The organism is Kitasatospora sp. NPDC038210 (genome assembly GCF_055600605.1).
Genome location: NZ_JBVJYK010000009.1, coordinates 208,501 through 223,053, shown reverse-complemented (window position 1 = coordinate 223,053; position 14,553 = coordinate 208,501). Strand labels below are relative to the sequence as shown.

Here is a 14,553-nt window from a genome sequence, read left to right as displayed (position 1 = left end):
AGTAGCCCTCCTACCTGCGGAGGAAGCAGTCGGGTTCACCCGTGCGGGCGGCGACGACGGGCCGTGACCCGGCCGGGCGAAGTAGCGTGATGTGCCTGGCCCGACCGCCGTCCGTGCGGTTCGGGACGACCCGACCTGATCGGTGCTGCCTGAGCAGCCAGCCGCCGGAGGTGCCCCATGGGCGTTCCAGCCGCCCGCATCGTGTTCGACGAGAGCGACCGCGCGGCCGTCGCCGAGGCGGTGACCGAGATGCTCGCCACCGGCGCCCTCACCCTCGGTCCCTGGACCGAACGGTTCGAGCAGGCCTTCGCCGCCGAGCACGGCGCCTCGCACGCCGTCGCGGTGAGCACCGGCACGGCGGCGCTGGAGGTGATCCTGCGCACCGTCGACGTCCGGGGCCGCGACGTGGTCGTCCCCGCCGTCAGCTTCTACGCGACCGCCGGCGCGGTGGTCCACGCGGGCGGGCGCCCGGTGTTCGCCGACGTCGACCCGGCCACCCTCGCGCTCTCCCCCGACACCTTGGCGGCGGCCCTCACCCCGGACACCGCCGCCGTCGTCCTGGTGCACATCGGCGGCCTCGTCACCCCCCGGGTGGACGCCCTGCGCGCGCTCTGCGACCAGCGCGGCATCCCGCTGGTCGAGGACGCCGCGCACGCCCACGGCAGCAGTGTCGACGGGCGCGCCGCCGGGACCTTCGGGCTGGCCGGGGCCTTCTCCTTCTACCCGACGAAGGTCACCACCAGCGGCGAGGGCGGCATGATCCTCACCGAGTCGCCGGAGCTGCGCGACGAGGCCCGGATCTACCGCGACCAGGGCAAGGGCTCCTTCACCACCAACCACCACGTGCTGCTCGGCTACTCCTGGCGGATGAGCGAGCTCCACGCGGCGGTCGGCGCGGTGCACCTGCGCCGGCTCAAGGAGTTCATCGAGACCCGCCGGGCCGTCGCCCGCCGCTACGACGCGGCGCTGGCCGGGCTGGCCGGCCTGGAACCGGTGCTCCAACCGCCGGGCTGCCGCGGCAACTACTACAAGTACGTGGCACTGCTGCCGGCCGGCACCGACCGTGCGGCCTTCAAGCGGGCGGTCGCCGAGGAGCACGGCGTGCGGCTGTCCGGCGAGGTCTACGACCTGCCGCTGCACCTCCAGCCGGTGCTCGCCCCGTACCGGCGCGGGCCGCTGCCCGTCGCCGAGGACCTCTGCGCACGGCAGGTCTGCCTGCCGGTGCACTCCGACATGACGGAGGACGAGACGGAGCAGGTCATCGAGGCCGTCTCGACCGTGTACCGGCGGTCGGTCGGCTGAGCCGACCGGAGCGAAGGGAGCAAGAACGTGCGGATAGCCGTCACCGGGGGCTGCGGATTCATCGGCTCACACGTCGTGGACCACCTCATCGCGGCCGGCCACGAGGTCCTCGCGGTGGACATGACCGACCAGTACCTCAACCCCGACGCCGAACACGCGCGGATCGACGTCCTCGACCTGAAGGCCCTCACCGCCGCACTGGCGGGCAGCGAGGTGGTCTACCACCTCGCCGCGATGGCCGACGTCGAGCAGGTCTCCGCCGATCCGGTCCGCGCCGTGCGGACCAACATCGACGGCACCGAGGCCGTCCTGGAGGCCGCCCGGCGCAGCGGTCTCAGCCGGACGGTGCTCGCAAGCACCGTCTGGGTCTACGGCGCCGCCCTCGCAGGCGAGCAACTCGGCGGCGAGGAGCAGGAGTTGGACGAGCACGTACCGATCGAACTGGAGCACAGCGGCCACCTGTACGTGGCCACCAAGCTGGCCGCCGAGATGCTCGTGCACAGCTACCGCGAGCTGTACGGGCAGCACTTCACCATCCTGCGCTACGGCATCCCCTACGGGCCCCGGATGCGCGACGAACTGGTCGTCGCCCGGTTCGTCCAGGCCGCACTGGCCGGACGCCCGATCACCATCGCCGGCGACGGGCGGCAGAGCCGCAACTTCGTCTACGTCGAGGACCTCGCCGACGCCCACGTGCGCGCCCTCTCCCCCGCCGCCGAGGACCAGACCTTCGCCCTGGAGGGCTCGACCGCCGTCTCCGTGCGCGACATCGCCGACACCGTCGACGGCCTGCTCGGGCCCGTGAGCATCGAGCACATCGGCGGCCGCAAGGCCGACTACACCGGGCGGCGGATCTCCTCCGCCCAGGCCAAGCGGCTCCTCGGCTGGTCGCCGCGGACCAACTTCGCCGAGGGCGTCCGGCGGTACGCCGACTGGTACCGGGCCGCCACCGCCGCGTCCACCGCCACCTGACCGGGGCCGCCCGATGCCGCACGCCCTGCTGGTCTCCGGCTCACTCGGCCAGGGCCACGACGTGATGGCCCAGGCCTGCGCGGACACCCTGCGGGAACGGGGCTGGACCACCGACACGGTCGACGCGATGGCCCTGCTCGGCGAACGCTCCGGCGCGGCCGGCGAGGCCGTCTTCCGCCGGCTGCTCGACCTGCCCGGGGTGTACGACGCGTTCCACTTCTCGGCGCTGCGGACGGGCGCGCGGATCGCGCTGCTCGCGGACGCGGCCGCCCGCGCCCGGCTCGTCCCGGCGCTGCGGAAGCTGGTCGAGGCGCAGCGGCCGCAGCTGGTGGTCTCGGTGTTCGCCACCGCGACCTCGGCGGTCAACCGGCTGCAGGAGTGGGGACAGGGCCGGGAGTTCCGGCACTTCGTGTTCTGCACCGACGTCACGCCGCACCGGCTCTGGGTGCAGGAGGGCACGGACGTGTTCCTGGTCACCTCGGAGGTCGCCGCGTGCGCGGTACGGCGCTACCGGCCGGACGCCGACATCGCCGTCGTGCCCGCGCCGCTGCGGCAGCCCTTCTACCGCCCGCCGGAACGGGCCGAGGCCCGCGCCGGGCTGGGCGTGCCGGCGGACGCCCGGTGCGTGCTGCTGATGTCAGGCTCCTGGGGGCTCGGGCCACTCGCCCGCACCGCCGCCTCACTCGCCGCGGCCGGACCGCACGTGCTCGCGGTGGCCGGGCACAACCGGGAACTGGAACGCCGCCTGCGCGCCGCCGCCCGCCGCGAACCCCGGCTGCACCCGTTCGGCCACACCGACCGCGTCCCCGCACTGATGACCGCCGCCGACCTCGTCGTCACCAGCTCCGGCGACACCTGCAGCGAGGCCCGCGCGCTCGGCCGGCGACTGCTGCTCCTCGACGTGGTCCAGGGGCACGGGCGCGACAACCTCCAGCACGAGCTCGAACTCGGCCACGCCGACGTCACCTCCGCCCGCCCCGCCGAGGTCGTCCGCAACGCCCTCGCGGCGCTGAAGCGCCCCTCCCCTGCGCCCTCGCCCGGCGCCACCCCGGAGGGCTGGCGCGCCGGGTTCGGCGAGGCCCTGCGACGCGTGGGACTGGGGTAGCGGGCTTCGACCGAGCCGACCAGGGTCGGGCCCGGCTCCGTCAGGTCGGGTCCGGTCGGGTCCGGCCCCGGTCAGGTCGGGTTCGCTTCAACGGCGTTGCTGCCGAAGGGCGTCGGGCCTCACCGCCGGTCCGTTCGGCCGGGCACCCCGTGGTCGCGGAGGGGGCCGAGGGTGAGGCGCCGGGTGCGGCAGTGGGCGGCGATCAGGGGCAGGGCGGCCAGGGTGGCGCGCCAGGAGTCGGGGGCGGAGGTGCAGTCGGAGTCGTGGAGCAGGAGGGTCGCGCCGGCGGCCAGGCCGGGGCGGGCGGTCGCGTAGACGGAGGCGCCGGTGGCATCCGCCGTCCAGTCGCGGCCCCAGGCGGTCCACAGCACGCTGCGCAGGCCGAGGCGGCGGGCGGCCAGGGCCGGACCGGCCGTCAGGACGCCGTACGGCGGGCGGTACCAGAGCGGGCGGGCGCCGCACAGGCCGGTCACCGCCTCCTCGGTGCGGCGCAGCTCGCGCAGGTCGCGCGCGGGGGCCGGGTACCACTGCTGCCGGTGGAACCAGCCGTGGACGGCGACCTCGTGGCCCCGCCGCACCAGCTCGCTGCCGAGCTCGGGGGCGCGTTCCAGCATCGCGCCGAGCAGGAAGAAGGTGGCGCGGACGCCGAGATCGTCCAGCGCGTCGAGGACGTACGGGGTGCTGCGCGGATCGGGGCCGTCGTCGAAGGTCAGGGCGACGTGGCCCGGGGCGGTGCCGTGGCCGGCCGTGCGGCGGGCGACGGTGCGGCGCAGCGGTGGGAGCCGGACGGCGGCGGGGGCGAGGTGCAGGAACTCCGCGGCGGCCGCGGCGGCGAGGGCTCCGGTCGCGATCCTCACCCCGGGCTCACCCGAAGCGGGAGGCCATCCGGCGGAACACGCCCGGCGCGACGCCGTGGATGCGGGCCGGGAAGCCCAGCCAGTGCGGCACGTAGAGGCGGTCGCGCTCGGTGGTGATGCTCGCGACGACGGTGTCCGCGACCCGCTCCGCCGAGACGGGGCGCGGCCGTTCGCGCTGGTACGGCGTGCCGCGCCGGTCGAAGAACGGGGTGTCCACCGCGCCCGGGAGGACCAGGCGCACCCCCACGCCCGTTCCGCGCAGCTCGTACCAGAGGCTCTCCGCGAACATCGTCAGGCCGCCCTTGGTGGCCGCGTAGCCCGACTCGTCGCGCACGCCGACCTGACCGGCCATCGAGCCGAGCAGCACGATCCGGCCGTGGCGGCGCTCCAGCATGCCGGGCAGGAGGAGGCGGACCAGGCGCAGCGTGGCGGCGAAGTTGACCTCGATCATCCGGTCGAGGGTGTCGGAGGGGGTCTCCGCGAACGGGCCGCGCCAGCCGAGGCCGGCGCTCGCGACCAGGGCGTCCACCCGGCCGGCCTCGGCCAGGGCGGCCTCGGCGAGGCGGCGCGGGCCGTCCGGCTTGCTCAGGTCCTCGGGCAGGGCCAGGCCGTCGGTGCGGTCGGCGAGCTCGTCGAGGCGGGCGCGGTCGGTGCCGGAGACCAGGGTCCGCCAGCCCGCACCGGCCAGCCGGAGGGCGGTGGCGAGGCCGATCCCGGAGGAGGCGCCGGTGATCAGTGCGACCGGGCGCTCGGTCGGCGCCGACCGCCGGGATCCGGGGTGGGGTTCCGATCGGGGGTCCTCCGCCATCGCGCACCTGCCGCTCTGAGGCCAGTCGCCGTCCGATTTGTCCGGCAAGTCACCTTCGCACGGCGGCGCCGACCGGGCTACCGGGGCGGGACCGCCTGCTCCGTCCCGGCGCCCGGGTGCGGCCTCACCAGCTCGGCCGACTCGCCCTCCAGTTCGCCGAAGCGGGAGAGGAGGAAGGTGCCGCCCACCGCCACCGCGAAGCCCGTCAGCGCGCACCACTCGAACCCGGGACGCGCGGCGTCGCCGAGCGCCACGACGCCGACCAGGGCCGGGCCGAAGGTCTCGGCCACCGTCCCGGCGGCGGTCGCGGCCGTCACGGTGCCCCGCTGCAGCGCCAGGGCGTACGCCAGGTAGCCGCCGAGACCACCGGCGACCAGGGCGTAGGTCGCCGGGTCGGTGAGGATCGCGAGCAGGCCGGAGGCGTCCATCACCCGCACCGCCAGGCTGGTCACGCCGAAACCGACCCCGGCCAGCAGGCCCAGCCCGGCGGCGGCCGCGGTGCCGTTCCGGCGGACCAGGACGAGCGTGGCCGGCAGCATGACGGCGGTGGTCGCGAGCAGCGCCCAGTGGAAGGCCTCCGGGGCGTGGTTGCGCCCCTCCCTGCCCGAGCCCAGCGCCAGCAGGGTCAGGCCGACGACGACGGCGAGGATGCCCGCGACGTCGCTCCGGTGCAGTCGCGCGCCCAGCAGCCAGACGGCGGCCAGCGCGGTGACGGCCAGGCTGGCGTTGGTGACGGCCTGCACCAGGAACAGCGGGAGGCTGCGCAGGGCGACGATGCTCAGCACGAAACCGACGATGTCCACCAGCGTCCCGACCAGGAACTGCCACGACCGCACCAACGCGGCCAGCAGCCCCGCCCGCACCCGGTCGGCCCGCGGGGCGGACCGCGCACCGCGGGCCTGGAAGACCGCCCCGAAGCCGAAGCAGACGGTCGCGACCAACGCGGTGGTGAGTCCCAGCAGCATGCGTCTCCCAGCGTCGCGGGGCAGCATCGGTCCACCACCAGTCTGTCCCCGGCGTGCCGGGGGCGCACGGGTGGGGCGGGACGGGCGCACGGGATCAGGCCGGCGGACGGCCGAAGGAGCGGTGGGGCCGCGGAGGGGCCTGTGCCGCGCGGAACGGGGCGGCGGGGGTTCGTGGCCCGCCGCCGCCCCGGCAGCTGCGGAGCGGGTCGCGCTAGCCGAGCACGGAGGCGAGCAGCGCCGCGGTCTCGGCGACCACGGGCTCGTCCCGCACGGCGGCCTCGTCGGGCTTTGTGGTCAGCACGGCGAGGACGACGGGCGCGCCGGACGGGGTCCAGGCGATGCCGACGTCGTTGGCGGTCCCGTACCGGCCGGATCCGGTCTTGTCGGCGAGGGCCCAGTCCGCCGGGAGGCCCTTGCGGAAGCGGTTCGTACTGGTCGTGTTGCCGCGCAGCCAGGTGGTGAGCTGCTCGCGCTTGGCGGGCGGGAGGGCGTGGCCGAGCGTGAGGCGGCGGTAGGTGCGGGCGATGGCCTGCGGGGTCGTGGTGTCGGTGATGCGGTCCGGTTCGGCCGAGTTGAGCTCGGACTCCCAGCGGTCCAGGCGGGTGATGCGGTCGCCGATCGAGCGGCAGAAGTCGGTGACGGCGGTCGGTCCGCCGAGTTCGCGGAGCAGCAGGTTGCCGGCGGTGTTGTCGCTGTGGTCGATGGCCGCCTTGCAGAGTTCGGCGACGGTCATGCCGTGTGCCAGGTGGTCCTTGGTGACCGTCGAGCTGTCCGTGCCACCGGACCTCGTGATGTCGTCGGCGGTGTAGTGGATCCGCTGGGCGAGGAACTCGCCGTCCCGGTCGAGGTCGCGCAGGACGGCGGCGGCCGCGAGGGTCTTGAAGACGGAGCAGATCGGGAACAACTCGTCCGCGCGGTAGCGGACCGTCCGGCCGGTGGACAGGTTCCGGGCGAAGACGCCGAGGCGGGCGCCGTGTTCCTGCTCCAGCGCGGCGAGCAGGCGGTGGGTGTCCGGGCCGGTCGCCGCGTGTGCCGATCCGCCGGTGGTCGCGGTGACGGCGACGGCCGCTCCGAGGCCGAGCCCCAGAACGGCGCGGCGACTGGGCCGGGTTGCCGAAGACTGCGTGGACATGATCCCCCCTGTATTCGAAATCGCGGCCGGAGCCGCGTCCTGAAACCACAGGACGCCACAGTAGCCCCGATGGTTCGTCAACAGTCGCTATCGGAACGGAGATATGCCGTTGGCAGAATCAGGGCCGGATGGCCACCGCGGCGTAGGCGGAGGCGTCCGGGGCGGAGATCGGGGGTTCGTCCGCCGAGGGGCGCCACTGGGGGGTGGGAACGACACCCGGGGCGAGCAGCGTCCAGCCGTCGAAGAAGCGGGCGAACTCGGAGCGGGTGCGGGCCTGGACGGCGGTGCCGGCGGACTCGTAGATGCGGACCAGATCGGCGATGTCCGTGGGCGCGAAGTCGGGGGTGACGTGGGTCATCACCAGGGCGCTGCCGGGGGCGAGGACGGACTTGAGGTGCTCGACGAGCTCGTAGGCGCCGTGGGCGTCGGGCACGAAGTGGAGCAGGGCGTTGAGGGAGAGCGCCACGGGGCGGCGGAGGTCGACGGTGTCGCGCAGCCCGGGGGCGTCGAGCAGCCGGGCGACGTCGGTGACGTCGGCCTCGACGTAGGCGGTGCGGCCCTCGGGGGTGCCGGTGAGCAGGGCCTGGGCGTGCGAGAGGACGATCGGGTCGTTGTCGGCGTAGACGACGCGGGCCCCGGGCACCACGCGTTGGGCGACCTCGTGGAGGTTGGGCGGGGTGGGGATGCCGGTGCCGATGTCGAGGAACTGGTCGAAGCCGGCCTCGGCGAGGGCGCGGGTGGAGCGGTGCATGAAGGAGCGGTTGGCGCGGGCGCCGCTGCGCAGCCACGGCGCGACGGCGAGGGCGTGCCCGGCGGCCTCGCGGTCGGCGGCGAAGTTGGTGAAGCCGCCGAGGAAGTAGTCGTACATCCGGGCCGAGTGCGGCACGTTCAGCCGCAGGTCCACCCCGTCGTAGAGACCCATCGCGTTTCCCCCTCGGTCCATCGTTCGCATGCCGGCAACCGATCGCATTGCTGCCCACGGTAACCGGGCGCCAATCACAGCCGGATCGATTCAACGAGCCGCCGTATCACATGAGATGACAATCAGTGTTCGCTTTGCAGCCTGGAGTGACAGGCCTGATGGAATGAGGATGGGCACGGACAACCCGACCCTCGGGTGGCCTGGCGAGCAGCCGACGGCCACGGAAAGCAGGATCGATGACGATCGACAGGGGTGCCCCCGCTCGCGGGTACCGGGGCGGGACGGCAGTGGACTGCGCCGGCGGGGCGGGGCCGGACCGGGGGCTCGGCGGAGACCTCGGCCTCCGCCTGGACCTCACCTACGCCGCGTTCTGCGAGACGCACGAACCCGCTTGGCACGCCCTCGCGTTGACCAGGATAGGCAGTCGGGCCGACGCCGCACTGGTGGTCGCGGCGGTGAAGGCCGACCTGGCCCGCTGCTGGCCCCAGGTGCTGCGGTTCGAGGAACCGGCCGCGTACACCTGGCGGTTGGCCAACCGGCACGTCGCGGACTGGGTCTCCGCCGAGGAGCCGGTGGAGGTCGAGGCGGTCACCTTCGCGGCGGTGATCAACGCGTTCAAGCAGGTGGCGAAGGGGCTGCTGCAGAGCGAGGCGGACGAGGTGCGGCTCTACGCGGCGATCCTCGAACTCCCGGACCGGCAACGGGACGTGGTGATCCTGCGCTACCTGCTCGGCCTGCACGTGAAGGTGATCGCGGCATACCTGGGGCGTCCGGTGGCGACGGTGCACTCCAATCTGCGGCACGCCCGCGAACGGCTGGCGCGCCGGCTCGGGGTGGGCGAACTCCCGGACCGCGGGGGCGAACTGTGACGGACCGGCGGGCGGGCGGGTGCCCGCGCGGGGCGCACGCGACCGGCGGGCCGGGGCCGACGGGCGGGGCGCGCACGACGGACGGGGCCCACGGCACCGGCGGGGCGCGCGGCACGGGCGGGGGGCGTGCGGTGATCCAGGTGCCCCGGCCCGAACGCGCCCACGCCGAACGGATCGCGGCAGTGCGCCAGGCCCGGCTGACCGCCGCGCCGAGCCACCTGCCGTCGGAGCACGAACAGGCCTCCTTCGAACTGGGCCTGGTGGTGGCCCTGGTGCTGGGCGCGCCGGACGCCTCGCGCGGGCTCGACCTGCTGGTGAACGCGCGCCGGATCCAGCCCGAGGGCGCGGAGGTGTTCGGGGCGCTGCTGTACGCCACCGGCAAGGAGGAGGGCGCCGAGTTCTGGTGGCGCTTCGCGGCCGGCTCCGGCAGCGGGACGGCCGCGTACTGCCTGCACCTGCACCACCTGATGCTCGGCGAGACCGACGACGCCGACTACTGGCGGGCCTGGTCGGACCAGCTGTCCTCGGCCGGACGCCCGCCCGGGCCGCGGCCGTTGCGGATGAGCAGACCGCTGCTGCCGGCCGACGTACGGCGCGACATCCTGTCCCGGGTGCACCGGGGGCTGGCGCCGCAGCTGCCGCCCGCACTGGTCGCGGTGATCGACCGGCTGCCGTTGCAGGGCGAGGACGCGGAGGAGGTCCCGAGCCCGTGGGGCCTCACCTCGGGCGCCACCTCCGCGTGCTCGTGGGACCTCCCGTGGGGGCTCGGCGACGACGGCGCGGGCCAGTCGCGGTGAGCGGCGTGGCTCGTCGCCGTTCGCGCCGAGGACTCGTCGGAGTGAGCGGCCCGCGCCCGCCCGGGATCATCCCTTCAGGTGAGTGCGGACAGCCGGGCGACGATCTCCGGATCCCGCCCGCTTCCGGCCTCGACCTCCTCGCCGTCCGCCGTCGCCCGCCGGACGACGTAGTGGTGCGGCGCCATCGCGGTGTCGCGGCCCGGCAGGGCGGCGACGACGGCGCGGTGCGCGGCGGCGGGGTGGAGCGCGGGATCGTCGGTGGCGATCTCGGCGACCAGCCTCCCCTCGGCCAGGGACAGTCGGTGCGGGCCGACGGCGGCTTCCACGAGGGCGCGGACGGCCGCGAGGTCGATCCAGGAGCCGTCGACCAGCCGCCACTCGCCGCCGGGCCGTCCGGCCGGCGGACCGAGCACGGCGGGCAGGTCGGCGAGCAGCACCGGGCCTTCGGCGGCCGCCGCGAGCAGGGCGAGCAGCGCCCGGGCGAAACCCTCGGTCTCCTCGGCGTCGAGCACCTGGGGGCAGGCGACCAGGACGAAGTCCAGGCTGCCGGTGATCCGCAGGATCGCCAGCATCAGCCGGACCGGCAGCGGCGGGCCGGGCAGCGGGGTCAGCTCGGGGTCACCGGACGGGGGCGGCTGGGCGTCGGCGACGGCCGGCGGGACGGTGAGGCTCAGGTCGTTCACGACCACCTGGCGGGCGAACCGGGAGCCGCGCCGGTGGGCGACGTCCTCGACCAGCTGCCAGACCTGCTCGGCGTCCAGGATGCTGTTCCAATAGGCTTTCAGCGATGCCGACTTGGCGCGGCCGATCAGCTGGTCGAGATCGGCCGCATCGGTGTCCAGCAGGATCAGCGCGTCCTGCGCGAGGGTGCCGACGTGGTCGATCAGCTCGGCCTGGTGACGGTTGGCGGAGAGCGCCGACATCACCAGGTCCCCCCGTCGGCCGGCCCGGTGGGCGACCAGCGCGGCGAAGGCGGCGAGCAGGACCACGGACGGGCTGGCGCCGACCCGGCGGCAGACGGCGGCGAGGTGCCCGGCCGCCGAACCCGAGCGCACCATCAAGGCGGTGTGGTCGCGGGGCGGGCCGGTGACGCGCGGGTCCGCGAAGACGGTCTGCGGGGCGCCGCCCAGCACCCGGGCCCAGTGCCGCAGTCCGGCCGCCGCCTTGCGCCGGCCCTGCCGACTCTGCTCCGCGGCCGCGAGCCGCAGCGGCGTCGGGGCCACGACCGGCGGCAGCTGCCGCCCGACGGCGAGGGCGTACCAGTCCTGGATCAGCACGGCGGTGGCGGCGCCGTCGGCACCCGCGTGGCAGACCACGGCCACCAGTCGGAGCAGCTGCTCGCCCCGGGCGACCAGGGTGAACCGGATCCGGGGCGCCACCGCCAGGTCCAGCGGGACGGCGACGTCGGCCCGCCCCAGCTCGCCCGCCAGGACGTCCAGCCGGCCGTCGTCGTGGTCGTCCGACTCGACCACCGTCACGGTGAAACGCCCGCTCGGGTGCACCACTTGGCGGACCGGGAAGCCGTCCGGGCCGGCTCCGGGCGGGAAGGAGGTGCGCAGCGACTCGTGCCGCTCGACCAGCAGCCTCAGGGCCACCAGGCCGGCCGGGACCGTGGTGCCGGCCGGCACCGGCCACACGGAGTCCTTGTTGATCCGCTCCGGGGTGTCGCTCCGGATGCAGCGGATCATGTTGTCCTGGCCGCGGGTCAGCGGGCCGGATCCGCTGCTCACGGCGGCGAAGCGGACTCCGACCTGCCTGGCGGCCGGTAGCGGGTCGGTCGGGGTCGTCCGGTGCGGGTTCCCTTCGCGTGCAGCCGTCTCACGCGGAGCCGCCTCGCGGGGAATCAGGTCGTGCGGAGTCACGTCGTACGCGCCTTTCGGCTCGCCGGGAGGGGCTCAGCGGGGGTGTGATCGAGACGCTACCAGCGGCCCGCCGGACTGGTCCAGACCAAAGTCCGCTCGATTCGACTGACCGTCAACTCTGCCGCCATGCACAGGAGTTGACATGTAACGGCGGATCTCCCAGGGCCGCCACGGCAGCCCGGAACGGCCCCGGGACGGGCACGTCGCAGACCCTCGCCGGGCCGGTTCCGAGCCCGCCGGGGTCGGCCACCAGCACCGGGGACGGCCCCACCACGGACACGCCGAAGGACTGCGTCAGCCGTCCGCCGTACGCCTTCACGCAGGCCTCGCGGCGGCACCACAGTCCGGTGAAGCGGGCCGCCCGCTCGGACGGCTCGACGGGTTCGGCGACGAAGCGCTCCTCCTCGAACGGGAACCAGCGCGCAGCCATCCGCTCGGCCGTCCGGGCCTCGTGGAGCCGCTCGACGTCGACGCCGACCGCCCGCCGCTCGGCCAGGGCCAGCACCGCGAGCGCGCCCGAGGCCGACCAGCTGACCCGCAGGCCACCGGCGTCCGCGGCCTCGGGCTTGCCGTTCGGCCCGCGCCGCCAGCGGACCCCGGCCGGAGGACGGCCCAGCCGGGCGCCGACCAGCCGCCGGACGGCGCCGCGCACCACCGTGAACCGGTCTCGCAGCACCGGGTCCATGCCGTCGGCCCGCGCGCGTTCGTCGGCGTCGAGCAGCTGCCACAGGTCGGCGACGACCGCCGCGGGCCGACCGGTGTCGATGAGCCAGCACTCGACCTCGCTCGCGGCCCCGCTCACGGCAGGGCCAGCGTGCTGAGCACCCCGAGCCGGCGGTCGTACCCGGCGAGCAGGGCCGGCCGTTCCTCCCGCCGCCAGCGCGGCAGGTGTTCGGCCAGCCGTGCCCAGAGGCCGGTGAAGGGCTGGGCGGGTTCCCCGACGTCGAAGCCGCCGTCGTACAGGATCTCCGCCCGCGCCCCCAGCTCCCCGGCCCGGGCCCGCACCGCGCCCTCCGGCGAACGGGCACCGGTCACCTGCCGGACCGCCAGCCCGGCCCCGGGCGCCTCCTCGCACACCAGCACGACCACCGCGTGCCGCTCCGGCAGGGCGACCGGCTCCGACGGCCGGTAGTGCAGCGCGGTCTGTTCGGCGAGCACCACCACGGCCCGACGGCAGCCGGCGGTTCGGTGGTGGTCGGCGGCCAGCCGCAGGGCGGTGAACGCCGCGGCGGTGCCCTGGTCGCAGATCGCGAAGGCGAGCGGCTCGCCCGGGACGGACCGGCTGAGCGCGAGCGAGGACGGCGCGCCGGGGCGGACGTCCGGGGTGTCGAAGGCGAGGACCAGCAGGTCCACCGGCTCGTCCTCGGCGAGTGCCTCGCGCAGCAGTCCGGCGGCCAGCTCCTCGTAGGAGTGGCCGACGCCCTCGCGCAGCAGGTCCTCGCGCAGCGGCAGGCCGTAGGGGCGGACCAGGTCGGAGACGAACACCCGCAGGTCCGGATCGAGCGAGGCCTCCGAGCGGCCGTCGAAGCGGCGGGCGAGCGCCCGGGTGATCCGCAGGCCGGAGGGGCCGGGGGGCACCCGGTCAGTCCTCGGGGATGACGTGCCCGGCGACGTAGTCGGCGAGCCTGGTGACCGAGCGCAGGTCGTCCTCGGTGATCTGCTCGACGTCCACCTGGATGTCCAGCGACTCTTCGAGCTCCAGGATGAGCTCGATGGTGCCGGCGGAGGTGAGGCCGAGGTCGTCGAAGAGGCAGGCGTCCTGCGGGATCTCGGGCAGTTCGCGCTTGAGGACGCGTGGCAGGAGTTCGCCGATGCCGTGCAGGATGCGCTCGCGCAGCTCGGGGTCAGTGGTCTGGACCACGGGTTCTGACATGGGGGTACCGTCCCGTCGTACGTGGGAAGTGCGCCCGGAGGGCTCTGGGGTGTGACCGACGGTCCCGGGCGACCGACCGGCCGCCGGCAGGTCGCCGGGTGGTCGTCGGGTGGTCGTCGGCAGGTGCGCCGGCCGGTCATCGGCACGTCGTCAGCACTGCATCGCCATCGCGGAGAAGGTGGCTCCGACACCGGCGGCGGCGATCAGGTAGCGGTCGCCGCGGCGGAGCAGCCCCCGCGTGATGGCGGTGTGAAGATTGATGAGGCTGTCTGCAGCGAAACTGTGCCCGACCGACCGCACGTTGTCCAGCACGACTTTCTCGACCGGGTAGCCGAGGCGGCGCGCGATCATCCGCCAGGACGCCTGGTTGACGTTGTGCGGGAGGATCGCGGCCAGATCGGAGAGGCCCAGACCGGCCCGGTCGAGGGCGGTCTCGATCGCCTCGACCATGACGTCCGGGTACTCGCGCTGGTAGCGGGCCAGCAGGTCCGGGTCCCCGGCCAACCGGCCGTCGAACTCCGGGCGTTGGCGCACCGCGAAGGAGAGCACCCGGTGCCGCTCGCCCCCGGCGCTGACCAGGCAGGCGGCCGCGCCCTCGGCGAAGATGCCGGTCTCCGGCACCACCTGGGCGTCCCTGGTGAAGGTCTTCTCCCCCGCCAGGACCAGCGCGAGCGCCGCCGGGTCGGGTTCGGACGCGAGCAGTCGGCCGGCCAGGTCGATGGCCAGCAGGCCCACCGCGCAGGCGTGGTGGGTCACCGTGAAGGCGTTGGCGTGCCCGAGGCCGCGCCCGGCGAGCAGCTCGTGCAGGGGGTTGAGCGGGTGGGGCACCGCCACCGGCATGCTGCGGGCGTGGATCACGAAGCGGATGTCGCGTTCGCGTCCGCGCAGTTCCGGCAGGCCGTCGAGGGCGGCTTCGAGCAGGTCGGGCAGCGTCCCGGTCGGGTCCAGGCGCAGCTGGTCCAGGCCGTGGAAGCGGCGGAAGAGACGGAGTTGACGTGGGGTCAGGCCGATGCGCTCGCCCACCGCCTCGATGGGGACGGCGTGCGGGGGGAGGTGAACGGCCACTGCCTCCAGTGCGGTCACCCGGGC

Annotated in this window: 15 protein-coding genes; 5 read left to right on the top strand and 10 right to left on the bottom strand. The window is 74.9% G+C overall.

Annotation, left to right across the window (positions count from 1 at the left end):
- Positions 1–177 precede the first annotated feature (177 nt).
- The 3 genes from ACZ7KX_RS20465 to ACZ7KX_RS20455 are packed head-to-tail and all read left to right on the top strand — an operon-like array spanning position 178 to position 3,379.
- Positions 178–1,302 carry a DegT/DnrJ/EryC1/StrS family aminotransferase gene (locus tag ACZ7KX_RS20465; RefSeq protein WP_470327649.1) on the top strand — a complete coding sequence of 375 codons (1,125 nt, stop codon included), beginning with the start codon at positions 178–180 and terminating at the stop codon, positions 1,300–1,302.
- A 27-nt stretch (positions 1,303–1,329) separates the two neighbouring features.
- Positions 1,330–2,274: an NAD-dependent epimerase/dehydratase family protein gene (locus ACZ7KX_RS20460; RefSeq protein ID WP_350520864.1), complete on the top strand. Its 945-nt coding sequence runs from the start codon at positions 1,330–1,332 to the stop codon at positions 2,272–2,274.
- Between the two features lie 13 nt (positions 2,275–2,287).
- Positions 2,288–3,379: an MGDG synthase family glycosyltransferase gene (locus ACZ7KX_RS20455; protein WP_470327648.1), complete on the top strand. Its 1,092-nt coding sequence runs from the start codon at positions 2,288–2,290 to the stop codon at positions 3,377–3,379.
- A 119-nt stretch (positions 3,380–3,498) separates the two neighbouring features.
- On the opposite strand, the gene ACZ7KX_RS20450 is transcribed toward ACZ7KX_RS20455, so the two are convergent.
- From ACZ7KX_RS20450 to ACZ7KX_RS20430, 5 genes are all read right to left on the bottom strand, one after another.
- On the bottom strand, positions 3,499–4,236 hold the full coding sequence (locus ACZ7KX_RS20450; protein WP_470327647.1) for a polysaccharide deacetylase family protein: 738 nt from the start codon (positions 4,234–4,236) through the stop codon (positions 3,499–3,501).
- Positions 4,237–4,243: 7 nt separating this feature from the next.
- Entirely contained in the window at positions 4,244–5,044 is an 801-nt protein-coding gene (locus ACZ7KX_RS20445; protein WP_350520867.1) for an SDR family NAD(P)-dependent oxidoreductase, read from the bottom strand.
- A 77-nt stretch (positions 5,045–5,121) separates the two neighbouring features.
- The gene (locus tag ACZ7KX_RS20440; protein WP_470327646.1) at positions 5,122–6,009 is read right to left on the bottom strand and encodes a DMT family transporter; all 888 of its coding nucleotides are present in this window, start codon (positions 6,007–6,009) and stop codon (positions 5,122–5,124) included.
- Between the two features lie 211 nt (positions 6,010–6,220).
- Complete coding sequence (bla, locus tag ACZ7KX_RS20435; protein ID WP_470327645.1) at positions 6,221–7,141, bottom strand: class A beta-lactamase; 921 nt, start codon at positions 7,139–7,141, stop codon at positions 6,221–6,223.
- Between the two features lie 118 nt (positions 7,142–7,259).
- Positions 7,260–8,063 carry an SAM-dependent methyltransferase gene (locus tag ACZ7KX_RS20430; RefSeq protein ID WP_470327644.1) on the bottom strand — a complete coding sequence of 268 codons (804 nt, stop codon included), beginning with the start codon at positions 8,061–8,063 and terminating at the stop codon, positions 7,260–7,262.
- A 236-nt stretch (positions 8,064–8,299) separates the two neighbouring features.
- Between ACZ7KX_RS20430 and ACZ7KX_RS20425 the strand changes: the two genes are divergently transcribed.
- On the top strand, positions 8,300–8,932 hold the full coding sequence (locus ACZ7KX_RS20425) for a sigma-70 family RNA polymerase sigma factor (protein WP_470327643.1): 633 nt from the start codon (positions 8,300–8,302) through the stop codon (positions 8,930–8,932).
- A gap of 131 nt (positions 8,933–9,063) precedes the next feature.
- A complete protein-coding gene (locus ACZ7KX_RS20420) occupies positions 9,064–9,729 on the top strand; it encodes a hypothetical protein (RefSeq protein WP_470327642.1) in 666 nt (221 codons plus the stop codon).
- Between the two features lie 74 nt (positions 9,730–9,803).
- Here ACZ7KX_RS20420 and ACZ7KX_RS20415 read toward each other — a convergent pair whose 3' ends face one another.
- The 5 genes from ACZ7KX_RS20415 to ACZ7KX_RS20395 all read right to left on the bottom strand — a co-directional run bounded on the left by ACZ7KX_RS20415 (position 9,804) and on the right by ACZ7KX_RS20395 (position 14,547).
- Entirely contained in the window at positions 9,804–11,459 is a 1,656-nt protein-coding gene (locus tag ACZ7KX_RS20415) for a condensation domain-containing protein (RefSeq protein ID WP_470327641.1), read from the bottom strand.
- Positions 11,460–11,703: 244 nt separating this feature from the next.
- Positions 11,704–12,393 (bottom strand): 4'-phosphopantetheinyl transferase family protein, encoded by a 690-nt coding sequence (locus tag ACZ7KX_RS20410; protein ID WP_470327640.1) that lies wholly within the window; start codon positions 12,391–12,393, stop codon positions 11,704–11,706.
- Entirely contained in the window at positions 12,390–13,169 is a 780-nt protein-coding gene (locus ACZ7KX_RS20405) for a beta-ketoacyl-[acyl-carrier-protein] synthase family protein (RefSeq protein WP_470327639.1), read from the bottom strand. The genes ACZ7KX_RS20410 and ACZ7KX_RS20405 overlap by 4 nt, the downstream gene beginning before the upstream one ends.
- Positions 13,170–13,173: 4 nt before the next feature.
- Entirely contained in the window at positions 13,174–13,464 is a 291-nt protein-coding gene (locus ACZ7KX_RS20400; RefSeq protein ID WP_363573322.1) for a phosphopantetheine-binding protein, read from the bottom strand.
- Positions 13,465–13,614: 150 nt separating this feature from the next.
- Complete coding sequence (locus tag ACZ7KX_RS20395; RefSeq protein ID WP_470327638.1) at positions 13,615–14,547, bottom strand: 3-oxoacyl-[acyl-carrier-protein] synthase III C-terminal domain-containing protein; 933 nt, start codon at positions 14,545–14,547, stop codon at positions 13,615–13,617.
- Positions 14,548–14,553: the final 6 nt, after the last annotated feature.

What these genes read in the sequence shown, in the direction of transcription:
- ACZ7KX_RS20425 (WP_470327643.1), top strand. Translation starts at nt 8,300, where the DNA reads ATGACGATCGACAGGGGTGCCCCCGCTCGCGGGTACCGGGGCGGGACG.
- ACZ7KX_RS20465 (WP_470327649.1), top strand. Translation starts at nt 178, where the DNA reads ATGGGCGTTCCAGCCGCCCGCATCGTGTTCGACGAGAGCGACCGCGCG.
- bla (WP_470327645.1), bottom strand. Translation starts at nt 7,141, where the DNA reads ATGTCCACGCAGTCTTCGGCAACCCGGCCCAGTCGCCGCGCCGTTCTG.
- ACZ7KX_RS20440 (WP_470327646.1), bottom strand. Translation starts at nt 6,009, where the DNA reads ATGCTGCTGGGACTCACCACCGCGTTGGTCGCGACCGTCTGCTTCGGC.
- ACZ7KX_RS20455 (WP_470327648.1), top strand. Translation starts at nt 2,288, where the DNA reads ATGCCGCACGCCCTGCTGGTCTCCGGCTCACTCGGCCAGGGCCACGAC.
- ACZ7KX_RS20400 (WP_363573322.1), bottom strand. Translation starts at nt 13,464, where the DNA reads ATGTCAGAACCCGTGGTCCAGACCACTGACCCCGAGCTGCGCGAGCGC.
- ACZ7KX_RS20430 (WP_470327644.1), bottom strand. Translation starts at nt 8,063, where the DNA reads ATGGGTCTCTACGACGGGGTGGACCTGCGGCTGAACGTGCCGCACTCG.
- ACZ7KX_RS20445 (WP_350520867.1), bottom strand. Translation starts at nt 5,044, where the DNA reads ATGGCGGAGGACCCCCGATCGGAACCCCACCCCGGATCCCGGCGGTCG.